General features: G+C 72.4%; 15 protein-coding genes and 2 pseudogenes. 8 read left to right on the top strand and 9 right to left on the bottom strand.

Annotated features, from left to right (window positions below; all coding sequences use genetic code 11):
* Nucleotides 1-516 (bottom strand): annotated as a pseudogene (locus AVW11_RS38130) (hypothetical protein); the annotation flags it as partial.
* Between the two features lie 180 nt (nt 517-696).
* Between AVW11_RS38130 and AVW11_RS36175 the strand changes: the two are divergent.
* Nucleotides 697-1,440, top strand: a pseudogene (locus AVW11_RS36175) (IS5 family transposase).
* Here AVW11_RS36175 and AVW11_RS31695 read toward each other — a convergent pair.
* From AVW11_RS31695 to AVW11_RS31670, 6 genes are all read right to left on the bottom strand, one after another.
* Entirely contained in the window at nt 1,441-2,079 is a 639-nt protein-coding gene (locus AVW11_RS31695) for an SMI1/KNR4 family protein (protein ID WP_060180449.1), read from the bottom strand. It lies immediately after the preceding pseudogene.
* Between the two features lie 391 nt (nt 2,080-2,470).
* Entirely contained in the window at nt 2,471-3,781 is a 1,311-nt protein-coding gene (locus AVW11_RS31690) for a DUF58 domain-containing protein (RefSeq protein ID WP_030847574.1), read from the bottom strand.
* Nucleotides 3,781-4,767 carry an AAA family ATPase gene (locus tag AVW11_RS31685; protein ID WP_030847571.1) on the bottom strand — a complete coding sequence of 329 codons (987 nt, stop codon included), beginning with the start codon at nt 4,765-4,767 and terminating at the stop codon, nt 3,781-3,783. Before AVW11_RS31685 ends, AVW11_RS31690 begins: the two co-directional genes overlap by 1 nt.
* Nucleotides 4,764-6,188 carry a DUF4350 domain-containing protein gene (locus AVW11_RS31680; RefSeq protein WP_240528318.1) on the bottom strand — a complete coding sequence of 475 codons (1,425 nt, stop codon included), beginning with the start codon at nt 6,186-6,188 and terminating at the stop codon, nt 4,764-4,766. The genes AVW11_RS31685 and AVW11_RS31680 overlap by 4 nt, the downstream gene beginning before the upstream one ends.
* Nucleotides 6,189-6,235: 47 nt before the next feature.
* On the bottom strand, nt 6,236-6,916 hold the full coding sequence (locus tag AVW11_RS31675) for a DUF4129 domain-containing protein (RefSeq protein ID WP_030847565.1): 681 nt from the start codon (nt 6,914-6,916) through the stop codon (nt 6,236-6,238).
* Nucleotides 6,917-6,923: 7 nt separating this feature from the next.
* Entirely contained in the window at nt 6,924-8,171 is a 1,248-nt protein-coding gene (locus AVW11_RS31670) for a hypothetical protein (protein ID WP_060180447.1), read from the bottom strand.
* 234 nt (nt 8,172-8,405) lie between these two features.
* On the opposite strand from AVW11_RS31670, the gene mtrA reads away from it, so the two are divergent.
* The 6 genes from mtrA (at nt 8,406) to AVW11_RS31640 (ending at nt 15,794) form a co-directional block, all read left to right on the top strand.
* Complete coding sequence (gene mtrA / locus AVW11_RS31665) at nt 8,406-9,095, top strand: two-component system response regulator MtrA (RefSeq protein WP_199818544.1); 690 nt, start codon at nt 8,406-8,408, stop codon at nt 9,093-9,095.
* 88 nt (nt 9,096-9,183) lie between these two features.
* Nucleotides 9,184-11,043, top strand: coding sequence for an MtrAB system histidine kinase MtrB (gene mtrB / locus AVW11_RS31660; protein ID WP_060180457.1), 1,860 nt, complete (start codon nt 9,184-9,186; stop codon nt 11,041-11,043).
* Nucleotides 11,033-12,913 carry an LpqB family beta-propeller domain-containing protein gene (locus tag AVW11_RS31655; RefSeq protein WP_060180446.1) on the top strand — a complete coding sequence of 627 codons (1,881 nt, stop codon included), beginning with the start codon at nt 11,033-11,035 and terminating at the stop codon, nt 12,911-12,913. The genes mtrB and AVW11_RS31655 overlap by 11 nt, the downstream gene beginning before the upstream one ends.
* Before the next feature lie 170 nt (nt 12,914-13,083).
* On the top strand, nt 13,084-13,824 hold the full coding sequence (locus AVW11_RS31650; protein ID WP_076046753.1) for a ComF family protein: 741 nt from the start codon (nt 13,084-13,086) through the stop codon (nt 13,822-13,824).
* A gap of 330 nt (nt 13,825-14,154) precedes the next feature.
* Nucleotides 14,155-14,850: a ribosome hibernation-promoting factor, HPF/YfiA family gene (hpf, locus tag AVW11_RS31645; RefSeq protein ID WP_076046752.1), complete on the top strand. Its 696-nt coding sequence runs from the start codon at nt 14,155-14,157 to the stop codon at nt 14,848-14,850.
* 191 nt (nt 14,851-15,041) lie between these two features.
* Nucleotides 15,042-15,794 carry a response regulator gene (locus AVW11_RS31640; RefSeq protein WP_030847541.1) on the top strand — a complete coding sequence of 251 codons (753 nt, stop codon included), beginning with the start codon at nt 15,042-15,044 and terminating at the stop codon, nt 15,792-15,794.
* Between the two features lie 35 nt (nt 15,795-15,829).
* On the opposite strand, the gene AVW11_RS31635 is transcribed toward AVW11_RS31640, so the two are convergent.
* Both AVW11_RS31635 and AVW11_RS31630 read right to left on the bottom strand, forming a co-directional pair.
* Entirely contained in the window at nt 15,830-17,011 is a 1,182-nt protein-coding gene (locus AVW11_RS31635; RefSeq protein ID WP_060180442.1) for a winged helix-turn-helix domain-containing protein, read from the bottom strand.
* 88 nt (nt 17,012-17,099) lie between these two features.
* The gene (locus tag AVW11_RS31630; RefSeq protein WP_060180441.1) at nt 17,100-17,675 is read right to left on the bottom strand and encodes a GNAT family N-acetyltransferase; all 576 of its coding nucleotides are present in this window, start codon (nt 17,673-17,675) and stop codon (nt 17,100-17,102) included.
* A 240-nt stretch (nt 17,676-17,915) separates the two neighbouring features.
* Between AVW11_RS31630 and secA the strand changes: the two genes are divergently transcribed.
* Nucleotides 17,916-20,708, top strand: a complete 2,793-nt coding sequence (gene secA, locus AVW11_RS31625) for a preprotein translocase subunit SecA (RefSeq protein WP_060180440.1) — start codon at nt 17,916-17,918, stop codon at nt 20,706-20,708.
* Nucleotides 20,709-20,769: the final 61 nt, after the last annotated feature.

Here is a 20,769-nt window from a genome sequence, read left to right as displayed (position 1 = left end):
TGGGAAAGCCCCGCACCTTCTGGTGCGGGGCTTTTCTGCGTTCAGGCCCCAGTTCGCGGGAAACCCGGCGGAAGTGGAACAGGTGTTCATATGATGTGCCTCCTTCGACCAGCTTGAGGTGGGGGCACGGATGCGCAGAGCGGCCGGCAGAGACGAGCAGGGCGGAAGACGCACGAGGGGGAGGGCGAAGCGGCTGCTGGTCGGGCTGCTGGTCGCGGGCGTCACCGTCGCCTGCGGGCCGGCGGAGGGCGACGGGCCGGCGGTGTCGCTGCCACCGGTCGCCTCGTCGGCGGCCACGTCGCAGACGTCCGCCCAGCCTTCCCCCTCTCCCTCATCGATACCCACGCCATCGGCGCCCCCCTCGCTGACCTCGGTGCCGAGCCCGCCGGCTCCCGCAGCGACACGTACGGCCGGTCCGAAGCCGGCCGCCCCACCACGGACGACGAAGCCGGCAGCGCCGACCACAACCAAGGCGCCGCCCCCGCCGTCCGAGGCTGAGTGCGAGATCGTCTCCAACGCCGGGAACTGCTACAACGCAGGTCAGTTCTGCCGAAAGGCCGACCTGGGGCGGTCCACCCACGCGGGCAACGGGCGCCTGATCCATTGCCGCCTGGACGGCACCCAGCCTCGCTGGCAGTACTAGGACTTGTCCGGCCGATCATGTGACTACTCCATGCCCGAGTCGTTCCTGTGGGCATGGGGCGGGGCGATCTGAGTGATGCCGAAAGGGAACGGCTGCGGCCGTTCCTACCAGTCAGCAACGGGCGCTGTGGCAGGTGGCGGGATCACCGGCAGGTGATCGACGGGTCTGCACCGGGTGCGAACAGGGGTGCAGTGGCGTGACCTGCCCGAACGGTTCGGGCCATGGAAGACCGTCTATGAACGCCACCGCCTGTGGCAGGACGAGACGCCGTGGCAGAGTCTCGTCGCCCGCCTGGTGGTGGTGCTGAAGGTGAGGGCCTGGGCCGCTCGCGCGGCGGGTTCACCAGCAAGCTCCACCTGAGCGCGGACGGCCGCTGCCGCCCGCTGTCCCTGATCGTTACTCCAGGTCAGCGGGCCGACTGCACCCAGTTCAAACCGGTCCTGGAGAAGATCCGGGTGCCCAGGTCTGGCCTGGGCAGGCCGCGCAAGAAGCCCGACAGCCTTGCGGCCGACAGGGCCTACAGCAACGGCCCCATCCGCGAGTACCTGCGACGGCGGGAAATCCGCCACACCATCCCGGAGAAGACCGACAGCCAGGGGGCCCGCCTGCGCAAGGGCACAGGCGGTGGGCGGCCGCCCGGCTTTGATGAGGCCCGCTACAAGAAGCGCAACACTGTCGAGCGGGCAATCAACCTACTGAAGCAGTACCGGGCGGTCGCGACTCGCTACGACAAGCGCGGTTACGTCTTCCTCGGCACTGCGACAGCGGCAGCCCTCGCGATCTGGCTCCGGTCCTGATCAGGGCCAGTCCTCGGTGATGGGGTACATGTGGGCGTATGGATTGGGCTCGCCTGTGGCAGGGTCCAGTCCGGCCCTGAGCCGTCGATGTTGCTCTCGCCAGCTGACGAAGGTGTCTGTCCGTTTCCAGAGCGACGCATCGCCGAGTGGGCAGGCGTCGAACTGGCCCAGCATCATGCGGGTGATGAACTGGACCATGTTGCAGTCGAACAGGGCCCACGGCGACTCGCCCCACAAGTGGTGCCGGCGCCAAGCTATGACAGGCCACTTATCCGGATCTGGGTCGTTGTTGAGCCAAGCCATCTCGTTGGCGTTCATCCCGGAACCCCAGGGCAGGACGGCCTCGGCACCCAGCGTCACGTCTGGGATTCCTGCGCGGTCCTCCCAGAGCCCGCGCAGGCCGTCCGTCATGCCTCCGATGTGACACCCTTCCCACCCGCGCACGTCACTCGGGAGCGGGGGCAGAATGACGAGCTCTCCGATATCACCCACGCCGTACGTGTCCAGCAAAGCCTTGTAGTCACTCGGTAGCCTGGTGCCCAGCGCGACTTCGGCCGCAGCCCAGTCGATCTGCTCACCGCCTGCGAAGTCTGCTGGCACGAGGTCGAGCAGTACGGCGACGTCGGGATGAATGCCCATGGTGAAGCCCCTTGAGGTCGGTGGTCAGCAACCCTAGTTGTGTGGGCTGACACCGTTGCCTCTGGTAGAGAGGTCCCCCAGGAATCCGCCCCCCTCATGCCCAACATGAGAAGCCAGGACAGTGGCCACCGAACACAGCGGGTGTGACCCCAGCAGGACTACTCTGCAACCATCCTGGCCGGCCCAAGCGAGCCACCCCGTATGCAGAGCATCTGCCGGCTCAACTCCATGATCGGCCGGACAAGACCTAGTGCCGCAGCGCCGAGCCCGGAAGAACCTTGGTCAGGCCGGTGTGAGAGTCGCCCATGTTCGTGTCGTTCAGGGCCATGACGTCCGGGGTCTGAGCCTCGATCTGGCGGCGCAGCCGCACCACGTTGGCTGCGCAGTTCCTTCAGAGGCGGCCTGCGGCCTTGAGGGAGAGGTAGGCGTCGGCCAGGGTGGGGGCCAGGGTGTCGGGGGTGGCGTCGACCACGTGGACGCCGTGGCGGGCGAGCTGGTCGGCCGTGCGCCGGCGCTGGGCCTGGGTCTGGGTGGCGGCCGCGGCCTCGTACACCGCGTCCACACCGCCCCGGGAAGCGGCCATCGCCGCGACGTGCGGGTCGGCCACCGAGGCCAGCACGACCGTGTGGCGCTGCGTGAGACGCGGGAGGAGCGGGAGCAGGCCCTCTTCGATCGGGGCGGCGTCCAGGCTCGTCAGGAGGACCACCAGGGACCTGCGCGGGGCATTGCGGAGGATGGTGGACACCAGGGTGCGGGCGTCCGTCTCGACCAGTTCCGGTTCGAGGGCGGCCATCGCGTTCACGAACGACGGCAGGACGTCCGCGGCCGCACGCCCCTGGACCTGGGCGCGGGGACGGCGGTCGTGGGCCAGGAGGTCCACCCGGTCGCCGGCGCGGGTGGCCAGGGCCGCGAGGAGCAGGGCCGCGTCCATGGAGGAGTCCAGGCGCGGGGAGTCACCGACGCGGCCCGCCGAGGTGCGGCCGGTGTCCAGGCAGATCAGGATGTGCCGGTCGCGTTCGGGCCGCCAGGTGCGGACGGCCACCTTGTGCTGGCGGGCCGTGGCACGCCAGTCGATGGAACGGGTGTCGTCCCCGGGCACGTAGTCGCGCAGGCTGTCGAACTCCGTGCCCTCACCGCGGGTCAGGAGGCTGGTGCGGCCGTCCAGTTCACGCAGCCGGGCCAGCCGGGACGGAAGGTGCTTGCGGCTGGTGAACGGGGGCAGCACGCGAACCGTCCACGGCGCAGCCAGGGAAGCCTGGCGGGCCCACAGGCCCAGCGGGCCGTAGGAGCGGATGGTGACGCGGTCGGCGTGGCGGTCGCCGCGGCGGGTGGGGAGCAGCCGCGTGGTCAGGCGGCGGCGCTCACCCGCCGGGACGCGCACCTCGTGGCGTGAGGCGGCCGCCTCCGTGCCCGGGGTCCAGCTGCTCGGGGGCCAGGCGTCGCGGACCCGGGCCCGGAGCGTGCGGTTGCCGGGATTGGTGATGCTCAGGTGGACGTCCGCCCGCTCGCCGAGGCGTACCGAGCTGTCGCCGGAGCGGGCCAGTACCAGGCCGCGTACCGGTGCGGCCAAGGCGTGGTCGACCGCGCAGGCCAGCGCGATCGGGCCGTTGACCGCGAGCATGCCCGCCCAGCTCGGCTCCAGGACGCCGACCGGGATGCTGCCGAGGGCCGCCAGCAGGGCGGCGCGTCCGGTGAGGGCCATCAGCGCGGGACGGGGACGTGGGAGAGGATCGCCGTGATGACGGCGTCGGCGGTGACGCCCTCCATCTCCGCCTCCGGGCGCAGCTGCACGCGGTGGCGCAGCGTCGGGAGCGCGAGGGCCTTGACGTCGTCGGGGGTGACGTAGTCGCGGCCCGTGAGCCAGGCCCAGGCGCGGGAGGTCGCCAGCAGCGCGGTCGCGCCGCGCGGGGAGACGCCGAGGACGAGCGACGGCGATTCGCGGGTGGCGCGGCAGAGGTCGACGACGTAGCCGGCGATCTCGGGGGAGACGGAGACCCGGGCGACCGCCTCGCGGGCCGCTTCGAGCTGGGCCGGGCCGGCGACGGGGCGGAGGCCGGCGGCCTTCAGGTCGCGGGGGTCGAAGCCGGCGGCGTGCCGGCGCAGGACGCCGATCTCGTCCTCGCGGGAGGGCAGGGGCACGGTGAGCTTGAGCAGGAAGCGGTCCAGCTGGGCTTCGGGCAGCGGGTACGTGCCCTCGTACTCGACCGGGTTCATGGTGGCGGCGACGAGGAACGGCTCGGGGAGCCTGCGGGGCGTGCCGTCGACGGTGACCTGGCGCTCCTCCATCGCCTCCAGGAGCGAGGACTGCGTCTTGGGAGGGGTCCGGTTGATCTCGTCCGCGAGGAGGAGGTTCGTGAAGACCGGGCCGTCCTGGAAGGAGAACGCGGCGGTGCGGGCGTCGTAGACGAGCGAGCCGGTCACGTCGCTCGGCATCAGGTCCGGGGTGAACTGGACCCGCTTGGTGTCCAGTTCCAGGGACGCGGCCAGCGCGCGCACGAGGAGGGTCTTGGCGACGCCGGGAACGCCTTCGAGGAGGACGTGGCCGCGGCACAGCAGGGCGACGACGAGGCCGGTGACGGCGGAGTCCTGACCGACCACGGCCTTGCCGATCTCGGTGCGGAGCGCTTCGAGGGAAGCGCGGGCGCTGTCCGCGGTCGCGGCCGCGGACTCGGTGGCCGGGTACGTCATGACGTGCGGACCTCTCTTTCGAGGGCGTCGAGGTGGTCGGCGAGCGCGACGAGCGCCGCGTCGTCGGAGGGGGTGGTGCCGAAGAGGACGGCGGTCACGTCCCGGGGGCCGCCGGTCAGGCGGGCGGAGACGGCCGGGACCAGTGCGGCCGGTTCGTGGGCCCGGGTGGGCGGTACGCCGACCAGCGCGGCCAGGCGTTCGCGGGTGGCGGCGCGCAGCACGGTGGCGGCGCGGTCGCGGGCCCCGGCCTTGCGGTAGAGGCGGGCGCGGCCCTCGGTGGTCTCGGAGGCGCGGATGGCGACGGGGAGTTTCTCGGTGACGAGGGGGCCCAGTCGGCGTGCGCGCCACAGGGCGGCGAGGACCGCGGCGAGGAAGAGCTGGAGCAGGGCCCAGGACCAGCCGGCCGGGACCAGCTCGAAGAGGGTCTTGTCCTCGTCGCCGGAGCCGGCGTCCGCGTCGGCGTCCGCGAGGGACGGCAGGTACCAGACGAGGTCCGGGCGGGAGCCGAGGAGCTGGAGGGCGAGGGAGGCGTTGCCTTCCTCGGCGAGGCTCTCGTTGAGGAGGATCGTCTCGGAGCCCAGGAGGACGGTGTCGCCGCCGGTGGTGCCGGTGGGGAGGACGAGGAGGGTGGGATGGCCGCCGCTGGGGTAGCAGGCGGTGGCCCCGGGGAGGGTGGTGGTGTAGCGGAGGCCGCCGCCGGTGCCGGCGCGGCCGGCCGAGTCGGCGGCGGGCAGCGGGCAGCGCGGGTCGAGGTCGTCGGCGGTGGCGTCGCCCTCGGTGCGGACGCCGGGGGACAGGTCGGAGAGGCTGTGGTCGCCGGGGGCGAGCAGGACGGTACGGCCGCCGGAGAGGTCGATGGCCGAGCGGATGACGCTGCGCTGGGTGGCGCCGAGCCGGTCGGGAGCGGTGACGAGGAGGGTGGTGCGGGGGCCGGTCGCGTCCGCGGCCTCGCGGGCGGTGGTGACGACACGGGTCGTGACCCCCCGCTCCTTGAGGAGCTCGGCGACGGCGCGGCTGCCGGACGGGTCGGCGGAGCGGGGGTCGAGGTGGCCGTGGCGGGTGCCGGAGTTCAGGACGGCGAGGACGACGGCGCCGGCGGCGAGGACGGCCAGGACGGCGGCGGTACGGCGGACCCTGCGGGTTCCCTGGCCGGGGGCTCGGCCGGGCTCCGCGGCGGGGGCTTCGGCGGTGGCTTCGCCGGTGGCCGGGGCGGCCGCCGGGCGGGGGTCCCGGCGCCGTTCCGGGCCGGCTGCCGGGCGGGGTCCCGGGGCGGGGGCGGTTCCGGCGGGGCCGGGCGTCGCCTCGGCCGCCGAACGGCCCTCGGCGTCGGAAAGCGCGGCGGCGGTGCGTTCGGCGCCCTGCGGGGAGCGCCCCGGCACACACCCGGCCCCACCGGAACCGCCGGTGGTGGATCCCGGCACGCTTCCGGCTCCGTCGGAGTCTTCGGTGGGGGGCGGGGTCGGGCCGGTCATGCGGTGGGTCCCGTCAGGAGCGGCTTGGCGCGGTCCAGGGTGAGGTCGAGGGTGCGCAGGCGGGCGTAGGCGTCGGCGTCCGCGGCGCGGCCGCCGTAGGTGACGTCGTCGAAGGTGCGGGCGGCGGCGCGCAGGCCGGCGGCGTGGTCGGGCAGGGACACCGCTGCTTCGGCCGCCGCCTCGTCGGCGGTGCGGCCCGGGCGCGGGTCCAGCAGGGTGCGCTCCTCCAGGGAGCGGACCACGGCGCGCATGCGCTCCTGGACCGCTTCCGTCCAGCGGCCGGCGGCGGCGTGGGCCTCGGCGGCCGTGCGGTGGTCGGCCGCGCTGCGGACGCCGTCGGCGAAGAGGGTGCCCGCGGAGGCGGCCGTGCGGCTGGGGGAGCCCAGCCGCCACCACAGGGCGGCGACGGCGAGGACGACCAGGAGGAGGATGGCGACCAGGCCGACGGCGCCACCGGGGGTCGCCCCGGAGGCGGCGCCGAACAGGTCGTCGAGCCAGTCGAAGAACGCGCGCAGGGCGCGGTCCACCAGGCTCGGGTCGTTCTCGTGGTACATCGGCTTGGACAGCTCGCGCTCCGCCGCCTCCTGGGCGGGCGTGCGCGGTGTCGTGACCGGTGGTGTCTCCGCGCCCGGCAGGAGTGCCGCGGTGCGGGTGATGAGGCCCCCCGTGCTCATCATCGGTGGGTCAGCCTCCGGTCGTGCCGTAGTTCTCGATGCCGGCCGCCCGGGCGAGCTCCAGGTCGAGGCCTTCGCGGCGGATGCGCTGGTCGACGTACAGGAGGACGGTGACGCCGGACTGGATCGGCATGATGATCGTCTGGGCGATGATCAGGCCGATGCCGGAGAAGATCAGCGGCCCCCACGCGGTCTGGGCGCTGCCGTCCTCCAGGGCGTCCATGCCGCCGCCGAAGGCGAAGATGCCGACCATCTGGAACGGTGCCACGACCATCAGCGCGACCATGAAGGCGATCAGGCCGGTCAGGAGCGTGATGCCGAAGATGCGCCACCAGGCGCCGCCGACGAGCTTCGAGGAGCGCGTGAAGGCCTTGATGACGGTGCTCTTCTCCAGCATCAGGGCGGGAGAGGCCAGGCTGAACTTGATCCCGAGCCAGATGATGAGCGGCAGCCAGGCGACGAAGCCGACGACGGCCAGCCCCATGTTGCCCGCGAGGGCGCCCGGCAGCACCAGTACGGCGCCGATCAGGATGATGCCGAGGGCCAGCAGCAGCGTCAGGGCGATCAGGCGCAGCAGCTGGGGACGGGCCTCGCGCCAGGCGGCGGAGACCGAGGAGTGCTGGCCCAGGATGGCCCGGCTGAAGACCATCGTGAGCATGGCGGTGACCACGATCGTCCCGAGGACCTGGATGAACTGGTTCACCACCGATACGGCCAGGGAGCTGCCGAGGGTGTCGATCGCCTCTTCGGCGGTCATGTCCTCGGCCGAGCTCAGCGGCAGGTCGCTCAGCATGTACTTCTGCACGAGGACGCTGATCACCTGGATGACCGTGGCCACGACCAGGCTGATGGGCACCACCGAGCGCCAGTGCGTGCGCATGGTGGCGACCGAGCCGTCGAGGATCTCGCCGAGGCCCAGCGGGCGCAGCGGGATCACTCCGGGCTTGGCGGCGGGGTGCTGGTTCCACTGGCCCGGGCCGCCCGGGTAGGCGTACTGGCCGCCGTACGGGGTGCCGGGCCGGGATCCCCAGCCGCCGGCGGGCTGGGCCGGGGGCGGCGGGGCTTCGCCGGGAGGGGTCGCGCCGGGGCTCGACCACTGGCCGGGGGGCGGCTGCTCGGCGGACCACTTGGGGTCGCCGGCGGGCCGTGCGGGCTGCTGCGCGCCGCCGTCGTCGCCCGGCCGGTCGGCGGGGGAACCCTGCCGATCGCCGTCGGACGGAGAGGATCCGGGCGTAGCCCAGCCCGGAGAGTCGTTCATCGTCGCTCCTTCACATCCACCTGCTGCGGCGGGGGCGCTGGTCGCTGCCATCGTGCCACGTGAGGGCCCCGAACGGACCAGCCGTCCCCCCGGATGCCCGGCAGCCCGTACCTTCAATTGTCGCCCGGATCCGGGTCAGACCGGTCGAGCCGATGTCCACGCAGGTCCGAGGGGCGATTTCCAGCCCTTTTGGCTGTGGGGCAGCTCACCGCCTTGTCACGATTGGCTAATGGGATGATGTCAACCATGAAGGGACGCGTCCTCGTCGTCGACGACGACACCGCGCTGGCCGAGATGCTCGGCATTGTGCTGCGGGGAGAAGGTTTTGAGCCGTCGTTCGTAGCGGACGGTGACAAGGCGCTGGCCGCCTTCCGGGAGGCGAAGCCCGATCTGGTCCTGCTGGACCTCATGCTGCCCGGTCGGGACGGCATAGAGGTGTGCAGGCTGATCAGGGCCGAGTCCGGCGTGCCGATCGTCATGCTCACCGCCAAGAGCGACACGGTGGACGTGGTCGTGGGCCTGGAGTCCGGGGCCGACGACTACATCGTCAAGCCGTTCAAGCCGAAGGAGCTGGTGGCCCGTATCCGGGCCCGTCTGCGCCGGTCGGAGGAGCCCGCGCCCGAGCAGCTGGCCATCGGTGACCTGGTCATCGACGTGGCCGGGCACTCGGTCAAGCGCGACGGCATCTCGATCGCCCTGACGCCGCTCGAGTTCGACCTGCTGGTCGCGCTCGCGCGCAAGCCCTGGCAGGTCTTCACCCGCGAGGTGCTGCTGGAGCAGGTCTGGGGCTACCGGCACGCCGCGGACACCCGGCTGGTGAACGTGCATGTGCAGCGTCTGCGCTCCAAGGTCGAGAAGGACCCGGAGCGCCCCGAGATCGTCGTGACGGTGCGCGGTGTCGGCTACAAGGCCGGACCCAGCTGACGTGCAGTCCGGCACCACGGGCAGGGTCCGGGGCGGTTCCCGCCTCTGGACCGGCAGGCTGCTCCGCGACGGGGCACCCGCCGGCAGGATGCTGCGGCTGTGCGTACGCCTCGTACGACGGCCGCTGCTTCCGGCTGTCCGGCTGTGGCGCCGCAACATCCAGCTCCGGGTGGTCGCGGCCACCCTGCTGATCTCGCTCTCCGTGGTCCTCGCCCTGGGCTTCGTCGTGATCGCGCAGGTCAGCAAGGGTCTCCTCGACGCGAAGGAGGAGGCCGCGCAGAGCCAGGCCGCGGGCGGGTTCGCGGTGGCGCAGGAGAAGGCCAACACCCCCGCGACCGTGGACGGGCCCGACGCGACCGACAACAAGGTCGGCCGTGATGCCAGTACGTGGATGAACTCGCTGGTCAAGCAGCTGGCCAGTGGCGGGCAGACCGCCTTCGAGGTGGCCGCGCTCGGTGCCGGGACCGGCGAGCAGCCCCAGCCGGGCGCGCAGGGCGTCCGCGGCGCCCGCGCCTCCGGGAACGTGGACCCGACGGCCAGTGTGCCGATCAGCCTGCGCCGGGCCGTCAACCACGCCACCGGCACCTTCAAGACGTTCTCGGAGATCCGCTACACCAGCGGGGCGGACCAGAAGGAGCCCGAGCCGGCCCTGGTCGTCGGCAAGCGGCTGACCGACATCAACGGGGACCCGTACGACCTGTACTACCTCTTCCCGCTGACGCAGGAGGAGGAGTCCCTCAACCTGGTCAAGTCCACCATCGCCACCGCCGGGCTGTTCGTCGTCGTCCTGCTGAGCGGTATCGCCTGGCTCGTCGTGCGCCAGGTCGTGAGCCCGGTACGGATGGCCGCCGGGATCGCCGAGCGGCTCTCCGCGGGCCGGCTCCAGGAGCGGATGAAGGTCACCGGCGAGGACGACATCGCCCGCCTCGGCGAGGCCTTCAACAAGATGGCCCAGAACCTCCAGAACAAGATCCAGCAGCTGGAGGAGCTGTCCCGGATGCAGCGCCGGTTCGTCTCCGACGTCAGCCACGAGCTGCGCACCCCGCTGACGACGGTACGGATGGCCGCCGACGTCATCCACGACGCGCGCGTCGACTTCGATCCGGTGACCGCGCGCTCCGCCGAACTGCTCGCCGGGCAGCTCGACCGCTTCGAGTCGCTCCTCGCCGACCTGCTGGAGATCAGCCGCTTCGACGCCGGCGCGGCGGCCCTGGAGGCCGAGCCGATCGACCTGCGCGAGGTGGTGCGCCGCGTCATCGACGGGGCCGAGCCGCTCGCCGAGCACAAGGGCACCCGGATCCGGGTCCTGGGCGACTCCCAGCCGGTGATCGCCGAGGCCGACTCCCGGCGCGTCGAGCGGGTGCTGCGCAACCTCGTCGTCAACGCCGTGGAGCACGGTGAGGGACGGGACGTGGTGGTCCGGCTGGCGTCCGCGGGCGGGGCCGTCGCCGTCGCCGTACGGGACTACGGCGTCGGGCTCAAGCCCGGCGAGGCGACCCGCGTCTTCAACCGTTTCTGGCGGGCCGACCCGGCGCGGGCGCGCACGACCGGCGGGACCGGCCTCGGCCTGTCCATCGCCGTCGAGGACGCCCGGCTGCACGGCGGCTGGCTGCAGGCCTGGGGCGAACCGGGCGGCGGCTCGCAGTTCCGGCTGACACTGCCGCGCACGGCGGACGAGCCGTTGCGGGGCTCGCCGATCCCGCTGGAGCCCGAGGACTCCCGGGCCAACCGGGCCAGGGCCGCCGCGGACGCCGCGGCGGCGTCGGACACCGGGGCGCAGCGCCCGGCCGCGGAGGCCGGGGACCGCTCGCCGATACCGCCGCGCTCGCCCGTCGCCGGAGCGCAGTCGGTGCCCGCCGACCCGACCGCCCTGCCGGGGAACGGGGCCCGGGTCGTGGCCCGCCCGGCCGAGCAGGCACAACAGGAGGATCGAGCCGATGGACGGTGAGCCCGTGGACGCGCGGTGGGGGAGCGCACGGGTGAGGGGCCGGCGCCTGCGCACGGTGCGGGCGCACGCCTTCGCAGCGGCCGGGCTGCTCCTGGCGGGCTGCGCCTCGATGCCCGACAGCGGGGAGATCCGCGCGGTGCAGGCCTCGCAGGGCGTGGACTCGCAGGTGCGGGTGTTCGGCGTGCCGCCCGCGGACAAGGCCACCCCGGCGGAGATCGTCGACGGCTTCCTGGAGGCGATGACCAGCGACGACCCGCAGTTGGAGACCGCCCGCAAATACCTGACGCCGGCCGCCGCGAAGTCCTGGAAGCCGAGCTCCGCCGTCACCGTGCTCTCCTCCGGCCTCAGCCGGGTCGCGGTCCGCGGCGAGAAGGACCCCGAGGGGCCGCGCTGGAAGGTGACCGGCAAGAAGCTCGCGACCGTCGACGAGCACAGCGCGTACCAGCCGCAGACCGGGGCGCGGGAGTACGAGGAGCAGTTGCAGCTCGTCCAGGACGAGGACAAGCAGTGGCGCATCTCGACGCCGCCGAGCGGACTGGTGCTCAGCGAGTCGGACTTCCAGCGCATCTACATGCCGGTGAACAAGTACTACTTCGCGGGCGGCACGCTCGTCGCCGACCCGGTCTACGTGCGCCAGCGCACCGACCCCGACTCGCGGATGGACCCGACCACGCAGACCGTGCAGTCGCTGCTCGCCGGGCCGTCCCGGTGGCTCGCGCCGGTCGTGGAGTCCAGCTTCCCCACCGGTACGGAACTGCGCACGGGCACCAAGTCCCTTTCGTACGACGGCCAGAACACGCTGCGCGTGCCGCTCAACGACAAGGTCGGCAACATCGCGCAGCCGCAGTGCAAGAAGATGGCCACCCAACTCCTCTACACCGTCAAGGACCTGACGGGGTCCCGGCTCGACCAGGTCGAACTGCTGCGCTCCTCCGACGACAAGACGTCGTCGCTGTGCTCGGTGACCTCGGTGAGCGCGGACGCGATCGCCAACCGGCCCAAGATCCCTGAGTTCCAGTACTTCGTGGACAACGAGAAGCGGCTGGTCCGGATGAAGCTCGACGTGAGCAGCGAGGACCAGCAGACCCGTACCGAGCCGGTGCCGGGGCCGCTGGCGACCGTTCCCGTGTTCAAGGTCAGCTCGGCTGCGGTCTCGCACGACGAGCGGCGCGCGGCGGTGGTTTCGGAGGACGGTCACGGGCTGTACGTGGTGTCGCTGGTCGGGGGCGGGCCGATGCCGGCGCAGGTGCCGATCGGCAGGGGCGGCAAGGCGGAGACGCTGACGGCGCCGAGCTGGGACGCCTCGGGCGACCTGTGGGTCGCGGACCGGGATCCGCAGCACCCGGGGCTGTGGCGGGTGCCGGGCGGTACCGGGACGCCCGAGAGGGTGCAGGTGGCGGGGCTCGACAACCGGCGGATCGTGTCGCTGAAGGCGTCCGCCGACGGGGCGCGGATCGCGCTGCTGCTGGAGCAGGACGCCAACAGCAGGATCCTCTACATCGGCCGGGTCGAGAGGCCCGACGCGAAGGGCGACGTGTCGGCGGTGTCGGTGCGCGAGCTGCGTCCGGCGGCCCCGCAGATGGCGGACGTGACGGCGATGAGCTGGGCGCCGCGCGGCCGGCTGCTGGTGGTGGGCCGCGAGAAGGGCGGGGTGCAGCAGGCCCGCTACATGCTGGCGGACGGCTCGATGGTCGCGGCGAGCCTGCCGGGGGCCACGGGGCTGTCCGAGGTCGCCGTCGCGGCGGCGGAGGACGAGTCGAAGCCGAAGCCGGTCGTGGCGTACTCGGAGGACGGGATCGTCTGGCTGCCGCCGGGGGCGCAGTGGCGCACGGTGGCCGCGGGCGGCCGGTCCCCGGTCTACCCGGGCTGAGGCGCGGCCGGTCCCCGGCCCACCCGGGCTGAGGCGCGGCCGGTCCGCGGTCCGCCCGGGCTGAGGCGCGGGTGGGGCGGGGCGTGCGGCCTGTGGTCCACCGGCCCAGGGGCTGCCGGCGATCGTCCACAGGGGTGGCGCCCCGGGGGCCGGGCCGCCAGTGTGGAGCCATGCGGGGGTGGTGGCAGGAGCTCGCCGGGCTGGTCCTGCCGGTGGACTGCGCCGGGTGCGGTGCCGCCCGCGTCCTGGTGTGCGCCGACTGCCGGGGCGCCCTCAGCGGGGCCGTGGCGGGCCTGGTGCGGCCGTCTCCGCGTCCCGAGGGGCTGCCGGTGGTACAGGCTGCCGCGGTCTACGAGGGAGCCGTACGCGCCGTTCTGCTGGCCCACAAGGAGCGCGGGGCGCTCCCGCTGGCCGGGGTGCTCGGCGCCGCGCTGGCGGCGGCCGTCCTGGCGGGCGGGACGGGGCCGGGGCGGGATGAGGTGGCGCTGGTGCCGGTCCCGTCGGCGCGGCGGCAGGTCCGGGCGCGCGGGCACGATCCGGCGCGCAGGATCGCGCTGGCCGCGGCCGGGCGGCTGCGGCGGGCCGGGGTTCGCGCGCGCGTGGCGCCCGTACTGCGGCTGCGGCGGGCGGTGGCGGACCAGGCGGGCCTGGGGGCCCGGCAGCGCCGGGAGAACCTCGCCGGGGCGCTGGCGGTGCGCCGGGACGGGGCGCGGCTGACGGCCGGGGCCCGGATCGTACTCGTGGACGACGTGGTCACCACAGGGGCGACGCTGGCCGAGGCGGCCCGGGCGGTGCGCGCGGCCGGCCTGGCGGCGGGACCGGCGGCGGGGCCGGGAGCCGTGCTGCGGGCAGCGGTGGTCGCCGCGCCGGCCAACTCCTTCGCGCGGGTTCCCGGGGCGGGGGCGCGATGACCTGCAACGTCTCGGGGCGGAAAATCCCGTGAATACATTTGGAACTGGAGGGGAAGGCCCATCGTTGCAGGTAGTACGAGGGAACGGCCACTGGACTGGAAGTACGTGCCGGTAGCGGGTGCCGACAACCGTCATACAGGGATATGTTCGGTTGTAAGGAACTCAGGAGGCTGTTCTCTCGACTCCGAAGTCGGTGGGGTGTAGATCTTGCCGATGGGGGAGGAGGAGGTGAAAGTCGCCAAGTCCGAGGCTCCGGCCTTCACCGGAGTCTGGTGCGAAAGGGAGACGCTTCGCCCCGTCGGGCGGAGCTATCCGGGAACGGAGTTCTGCGTGGACATCGTCGTCAAGGGCCGCAAGACCGAGGTGCCCGAGCGGTTCCGCAAGCACGTGGCCGAGAAGCTGAATCCGGAGCGGATCCAGAAGCTCGACGCCAAGGTGATCAGCTTGGACGTCGAGGTGTCCAAGGAGCACAACCCGCGCCAGGCCGACCGTTCCGACCGCGTGGAGATCACCCTGCGTTCGCGGGGCCCGGTGATCCGGGCCGAGGCCGCCGCGGCCGACGCGTACGCGGCGCTCGACCTCGCCCAGGACAAGCTGGAGGCCCGGCTGCGCAAGCAGCACGACAAGCGTTACACCCGCCGTGGCAACGGCCGGCTCTCGGCGGCGGAGGTCGCCGACGTCGTGCCGGGCGCCGCGTCGCTCAACGGCAGTGGCCAGCCGGTCACCGAGGAGAAGACGGACGGGGTTCCGATCACCCGGATCGGATCCATCGAAGTGCAGGGCGAAGGCCCGCTCATCGTCCGCGAGAAGACCCACTCGGCCGCGCCCATGTCGCTCGACCAGGCTCTGTACGAGATGGAGCTGGTCGGCCACGACTTCTACCTGTTCGTCGACTCCGAGACGAAGTTGCCCAGTGTCGTCTACCGGCGTCACGCCTACGACTACGGCGTCATCCATGTGAACCCCGACGGGGCCTCCAGCTCGGAGGAGCCGCGGGGCGGCGCGGGTGGCGCGCTCGGCGGCTGAGCAGACCGTTCGCTGCCCCCGCGGGACGCTCCGGCGCCTCCGCGGGGGCACCTGCATGACGGGTATGCGCCAGCAGCTCCGCCGGCATCCCCCGCGCCGTGGTGCGGGCATGGAATCATGGCGGGCAGTCAACCGGCTGCGGAACGTGTCCGGTTGGCCCGGCAGCTCAGCACCATGCAGGGGGAGGGACGATGGCGGACAGCTTCGGTCCGGTACGCGCGGACGACGGCGCGGCCTGCCGCGGGGCGGACCCGTCGGAGGAAACCGACGGTGCGCCGGCCGGGGAGCCCATCCGGGTCCTCGTGGTCGACGACCACGCGCTCTTCCGGCGGGGTCTGGAGATCGTCCTCGCGCAGGAGGAGGACATCCAGGTCGTCGGCGAGGCCGGGGACGGCGCGGAGGCGGTCGACAAGGCGGCCGACCTGCTGCCGGACATCGTGCTGATGGACGTGCGGATGCCCCGGCGCGGCGGCATCGAGGCGTGCACCTCGATCAAGGAGGTGGCCCCCTCCGCGAAGATCATCATGTTGACGATCAGCGACGAGGAGGCGGACCTCTACGACGCGATCAAGGCGGGCGCGACCGGCTACCTCCTCAAGGAGATCTCCACGGACGAGGTGGCCACGGCGATCCGGGCGGTGGCCGACGGCCAGTCGCAGATCAGCCCGTCGATGGCGTCGAAGCTCCTCACCGAGTTCAAGTCGATGATCCAGCGCACCGACGAGCGGCGGCTGGTGCCGGCGCCGAGGCTGACGGACCGCGAGCTGGAGGTCCTCAAGCTGGTGGCCACCGGCATGAACAACCGCGACATCGCGAAGGAGTTGTTCATCTCCGAGAACACCGTGAAGAACCACGTCCGCAACATCCTGGAGAAGCTCCAGCTGCACTCCAGGATGGAGGCCGTGGTCTACGCGATGCGGGAGAAGATCCTGGAGATCCGCTAGGCATCCCGGCCGCCTCCCGCGGCGCGGCGGTCCCGTCAGGTGCCCAGCGCCGCCAGTTCGGCCGTCACCGACGCGGCCTCGGCGGTGTTCTGCGCGCGCTCCACACGGACCGCGTCGCAGCCGACCCACTCCGCCGCTTCCCGCAGGGCCCGCGCCATCGGGGCCGCGGCCGCGGGAGAGGTCAGGGAGAGCTGCCGCGCGACGAGCGTGCGGCCCTCGCGGGCCGGGTCGACGCGCCCCTGGAGCCGCCCGCCTGCCAGCAGCGGCATCGCGAAGTAGCCGTGTATCCGCTTCGGCTTGGGGACGTAGGCCTCCAGGCGGTGGGTGAAGCCGAAGATCCGCTCCGTGCGCGGACGGTCCCAGACCAGGGAGTCGAAGGGGGACAGCAGCGTCGTGCGGTGGCGGCCCCGAGGAGCCGTCGCGAGGGCTGAGGGGTCCGCCCAGGCGGGCTTGCCCCAGCCCTCCACCTCCACCGGGACCAGCCCGGAGTCCGCGACCACCGCGTCGAACTGCTCGCCCTTGAGCCGGTGGTAGTCCGCGATGTCGGCGCGGGTGCCGACGCCGAGGGAGCGGCCCGCCAGGGCGACCAGCCGGCGCAGGCACTCGCGGTCGTCCAGGTCGTCGTGGAGCAGCGCGTCGGGCACGGCCCGCTCGGGGAGGTCGTAGACCCGCTTCCAGCCGCGGCGCTCGCTGCACACCACCTCGCCGGTGTCGAGCAGCCACTCGACCGCGATCTTGGTCTCGGACCATTCGAACCACTCGCCGCCGTTCTTGGCGCCGCCCAGCTCGGTCGAGGTCAGCGGGCCGTCGGCCCGCAACCGGTCCAGGACCGCCCGCGTCGAGTGCTGCTTGTCCTCGAGGATGTGCCAGCGGTGGCCGCGCGCCCGGTTGGCCCGGCGGCGGAAGGCGAAATGCGGCCATTCCTCGATCGGCAGGATGCAGGCCGCGTGCGACCAGTACTCGAAGGCGTGCCGGTCGGTCCAGTAGGCCTTCTCCACCGCGTCCCGGCCGACCGCCCCGAGCCGCGCGTACGGGATCAGCTCGTGCGAGCGGGCCAGCACCGAGATGGTGTCGAGCTGGACGGCGCCCAGGTGGCGCAGGACCCCGCGGACCCCGCCGCGTCGGTCGGGGGCTCCGAGGAAGCCCTGCGCGCGCAGGGCGATGCGGCGGGCCTCGTCGGCGGACAGGGACACGGTCGGCGGCGGCAGGCTGGTCATGCGCCGAAGCGTAGGGCGTGCCACTGACATCGACACGCGTGGCGGGTCGCGGTGGTCGAGGCTCCGCCGCGGACCGCCGGCCGCAGCACTAGCGGGTCGGCGACGGCAGGTACGGCAGCCGCGAGGGCAGGTCCAGGTCGCAGGGCAGCAGGCCGCCGACGCGGCAGTCGCGCAGGGTGCCGCGGTGGGAGATCCCGGCGCGCAGGACCCCCTCCATCCGGAAGCCGGCCTTCTCGGCGACGGCCCGGGAGGCCGCGTTGCCCGGCTCGGCCCGCCACTCCAGCCGTCCGGCGCCGAGCTCGGCGAAGGCCCAGCGGGCGGCGGCGCCGACCGCCTCGGTGACGTAGCCCCGGCCCCGGTGCTCCTTCACCGCCCAGAAGCCGACCTCGAACACGGACTCGCCGCGGGGGTGCACGCCCAGGGCCGCCACCAGCGGGCCGGCCGCCCCGAGCCGGACCGCGAAGCTGTACGCGGTGTCCTCGCGCCAGCCGGCCGGCACCGTCTCGCTCACCCAGGTGTCCGCGTCCGCCCGCCGGTAGGGGGACGGGACCTCGTTCCACCGCTGGATCTCCGGGTCCTGGCAGGCGGCGTACACCTCGGGGGCGTCCGCGGGGGCGAAGGGGCTGAGGACGAGGCGCTCGGTGGTCAGCGTGGTGGGCTCCATGCGCGGATTCTGCTGCCGCGGCGGCGCCGGGGGCGAACACTTTCCGGGAATCCCCCCGGGCGGTGCGGCACCTTCGGCGTCCCCCGTACGTTCTCAATCCGGGCACCCGTGCCCTCGTGGGAACGGCGGACCTCCCGACGCGGCCGCGTCCTCGCTTACGATGGCCGTTGCGGTGGGGCCCACCTGCCGTGCCCGTGTACGTACAGTGCCCAGGCCCGACCGGCAAGGAGACAAACCTCGGTGTCCGTCTTCAACAAGCTCATGCGTGCAGGCGAAGGCAAGATCCTGCGCAAACTGCACCGCATCGCGGACCAGGTCAACTCCATCGAAGAGGACTTCGTCAACCTCTCCGACGCCGAGTTGCGGGCTCTCACGGACGAGTACAAGCAGCGCTTCCAGGACGGTGAGAGCCTGGACGACCTGCTGCCCGAGGCCTTCGCGACGGTGCGCGAGGCGGCCAAGCGCGTCCTCGGCCAGCGCCACTACGACGTCCAGCTCATGGGCGGCGCGGCGCTGCACCTGGGCTACGTCGCCGAGATGAAGACCGGTGAGGGCAAGACCCTCGTCGGCACCCTGCCCGCGTACCTGAACGCGCTGTCCGGCAAGGGCGTCCACCTGATCACGGTGAACGACTACCTGGCCGAGCGCGACTCCGAGATGATGGGCCGCGTCCACAAGTTCCTGGGCCTGAGCGTCGGCTGCATCCTGGCGAACATGTCGCCGGCGCAGCGGCGCGAGCAGTACAACTGCGACATCACCTACGGCACGAACAACGAGTTCGGCTTCGACTACCTGCGCGACAACATGGCGTGGTCGAAGGACGAGCTCGTCCAGCGCGGCCACAACTTCGCCGTGGTCGACGAGGTCGACTCGATCCTCGTCGACGAGGCCCGCACCCCGCTGATCATCTCCGGCCCCGCGGACCAGGCCACGAAGTGGTACGCGGACTTCGCCAAGCTCGTCACCCGCCTGACCAAGGGCGAGGCCGGCCAGCCGCTCAAGGGCATCGAGGAGACCGGCGACTACGAGGTCGACGAGAAGAAGCGCACCGTCGGCATCCACGAGGCCGGTGTCGCCAAGGTCGAGGACTGGCTCGGCATCGAGAACCTCTACGAGTCGGTGAACACCCCGCTCGTCGGCTACCTGAACAACGCCATCAAGGCGAAGGAACTGTTCAAGAAGGACAAGGACTACGTCGTCATCGACGGCGAAGTCATGATCGTCGACGAGCACACGGGCCGTATCCTCGCCGGCCGCCGCTACAACGAGGGCATGCACCAGGCGATCGAGGCGAAGGAAGGGGTGGACATCAAGGACGAGAACCAGACCCTCGCCACGATCACCCTGCAGAACTTCTTCCGCCTGTACTCCAAGCTGTCGGGCATGACCGGTACGGCCATGACCGAGGCCGCCGAGTTCCACCAGATCTACAAGCTCGGTGTGGTCCCGATCCCGACCAACCGCGCGATGGTCCGCAAGGACCAGCCCGACCTGATCTACCGGACCGAGGTCGCGAAGTTCGCCGCCGTCGTCGACGACATCGCGGAGAAGCACGAGACGGGCCAGCCGATCCTCGTCGGTACGACCTCGGTCGAGAAGTCCGAGTACCTCTCGCAGCAGCTCTCCAAGCGCGGCATCCCGCACGAGGTGCTCAACGCCAAGCAGCACGACCGTGAGGCGACCATCGTCGCCCAGGCCGGCCGCCGCGGCGCGGTCACCGTCGCCACCAACATGGCCGGCCGAGGCACCGACATCAAGCTCGGCGGCAACCCGGACGACCTCGCCGAGGCGGAGCTGCGCCAGCGCGGCCTGGACCCCGAGGAGCACATCGAGGAGTGGGCGCACGCCCTGCCCGAGGCGCTCTCCCGGGCCGAGGCGGCCGTGAAGGCGGAGTTCGAGGAGGTCAAGGGGCTCGGCGGGCTGTACGTGCTGGGCACCGAGCGGCACGAGTCGCGCCGTATCGACAACCAGCTGCGCGGCCGCTCCGGCCGTCAGGGCGACCCGGGCGAGTCCCGCTTCTACCTGTCGCTGGGTGACGACCTGATGCGCCTGTTCAAGGCCCAGATGGTCGAGCGCGTCATGGCGATGGCGAACGTGCCGGACGACGTGCCGATCGAGAACAAGATGGTGACGCGGGCGATCGCGTCGGCCCAGTCGCAGGTCGAGACCCAGAACTTCGAGACGCGCAAGAACGTCCTGAAGTACGACGAGGTCCTCAACAACCAGCGCGAGGTCATCTACGGCGAGCGCCGCCGCGTCCTGGAGGGCGAGGACCTCCAGGAGCAGGTCCGCCACATGATGGACGACACCATCGACGCGTACATCGCGGCCGAGACGGTCGAGGGCTTCGCCGAGGAGTGGGACCTGGAGCGCCTGTGGAGCGCGTTCCGGCAGCTCTACCCGGTGAAGGTCACCATCGAGGAGCTGGAGGACGCCGCGGGCGACCGCGCCGGCATCACCGCCGAGTTCATCGCGGAGTCCGTCAAGGACGACATCCACGAGCAGTACGAGGCCCGCGAGAAGGCCCTCGGCTCCGAGATCATGCGCGAGCTGGAGCGGCGCGTGGTCCTGTCGGTGCTGGACCGCAAGTGGCGCGAGCACCTGTACGAGATGGACTACCTGCAGGAGGGCATCGGCCTGCGGGCGATGGCCCAGAAGGACCCGCTGGTCGAGTACCAGCGCGAGGGCTTCGACATGTTCAACGCCATGCAGGACGGCATCAAGGAGGAGTCCGTCGGCTACCTGTTCAACCTGGAGGTCCAGGTCGAGCAGCAGGTCGAGGAGCTTCCGGTGCAGGACGCCGCACCGTCGCTGACGAAGGAGCCGGCGGCCGCGGCCGCCCGCCCCGAGATCCGGGCGAAGGGGCTGGACGCGCCGCAGCGTCCGGACCGGCTGCACTTCTCCGCGCCGACGGTCGACGGTGAGGGCGGCGTGATCGAGGGCGACTTCGAGAGCGACGCGGGCGACGGGATGACGCGGGCCGAGCGCCGCAAGGCGCAGAAGGCCGCGGGCGGGCGCCGCCGCAAGAAGTGACCCGCCTGCCGGGTTGAGCCGTCGGCCGGGGCCGGACACCGCGGGGTGTCCGGCCCCGGCC

It is taken from the genome of Streptomyces amritsarensis, from assembly GCF_001953875.1.
GTDB classification, from domain to species: domain Bacteria; phylum Actinomycetota; class Actinomycetes; order Streptomycetales; family Streptomycetaceae; genus Streptomyces; species Streptomyces amritsarensis.
Note: the sequence above shows the minus strand (reverse complement) of the source record. Positions and strands in the feature narration are given on the sequence as shown.

What these genes read in the sequence shown, in the direction of transcription:
- AVW11_RS31675 (WP_030847565.1), bottom strand. Translation starts at nt 6,916, where the DNA reads ATGATGAGCACGGGGGGCCTCATCACCCGCACCGCGGCACTCCTGCCG.
- AVW11_RS31685 (WP_030847571.1), bottom strand. Translation starts at nt 4,767, where the DNA reads ATGACGTACCCGGCCACCGAGTCCGCGGCCGCGACCGCGGACAGCGCC.
- AVW11_RS31670 (WP_060180447.1), bottom strand. Translation starts at nt 8,171, where the DNA reads ATGAACGACTCTCCGGGCTGGGCTACGCCCGGATCCTCTCCGTCCGAC.
- AVW11_RS31690 (WP_030847574.1), bottom strand. Translation starts at nt 3,781, where the DNA reads ATGGCCCTCACCGGACGCGCCGCCCTGCTGGCGGCCCTCGGCAGCATC.
- mtrA (WP_199818544.1), top strand. Translation starts at nt 8,406, where the DNA reads ATGATGTCAACCATGAAGGGACGCGTCCTCGTCGTCGACGACGACACC.
- AVW11_RS31695 (WP_060180449.1), bottom strand. Translation starts at nt 2,079, where the DNA reads ATGGGCATTCATCCCGACGTCGCCGTACTGCTCGACCTCGTGCCAGCA.
- AVW11_RS31640 (WP_030847541.1), top strand. Translation starts at nt 15,042, where the DNA reads ATGGCGGACAGCTTCGGTCCGGTACGCGCGGACGACGGCGCGGCCTGC.
- mtrB (WP_060180457.1), top strand. Translation starts at nt 9,184, where the DNA reads ATGCTGCGGCTGTGCGTACGCCTCGTACGACGGCCGCTGCTTCCGGCT.
- AVW11_RS31655 (WP_060180446.1), top strand. Translation starts at nt 11,033, where the DNA reads ATGGACGGTGAGCCCGTGGACGCGCGGTGGGGGAGCGCACGGGTGAGG.
- AVW11_RS31650 (WP_076046753.1), top strand. Translation starts at nt 13,084, where the DNA reads ATGCGGGGGTGGTGGCAGGAGCTCGCCGGGCTGGTCCTGCCGGTGGAC.
- AVW11_RS31635 (WP_060180442.1), bottom strand. Translation starts at nt 17,011, where the DNA reads ATGACCAGCCTGCCGCCGCCGACCGTGTCCCTGTCCGCCGACGAGGCC.
- AVW11_RS31630 (WP_060180441.1), bottom strand. Translation starts at nt 17,675, where the DNA reads ATGGAGCCCACCACGCTGACCACCGAGCGCCTCGTCCTCAGCCCCTTC.